Source organism: Pauljensenia sp. UMB6358 (genome assembly GCF_030216865.1).
Lineage (GTDB): Bacteria > Actinomycetota > Actinomycetes > Actinomycetales > Actinomycetaceae > Pauljensenia > Pauljensenia turicensis_A.
Genome location: NZ_JASOMS010000136.1, coordinates 1 through 290 on the forward strand (window position 1 = coordinate 1; position 290 = coordinate 290).

Genomic DNA, 290 nt, shown 5'->3' on the forward strand with positions numbered 1-290 from the left:
CAGGAATACTACCCGGCAATCATGGAAGCTGACCCCTGCCCGGCCCAATTCGGCAACGGCGATGACGGCTCCCAGGCCATACGCGAACTACAAGCCCGCCTAAAACAAGCCCAGGACGGTATCCTCGGCCCGGCCACAATCCGCGCCTGGCAAGCCAACCTCCACCAGGCCCAAGACGGCTACCTCGGAGAAAACACTGCCCGCGCCATACAGCACGCCCTCAACACCAAAGGATGAGCCGTGGTTGGTCTCCAATTGCTCTCGGGTCTCACAAGCGGCTTTCTCAATCT

The 290-nt window shown here is 60.7% G+C and carries 1 protein-coding gene; it reads left to right on the forward strand.

The features are described from left to right. The coding region (locus QP381_RS08925) for a peptidoglycan-binding domain-containing protein (protein ID WP_285068641.1) at positions 1–237 on the forward strand (237 nt) is incomplete at its 5' end. Positions 238–290: the final 53 nt, after the last annotated feature.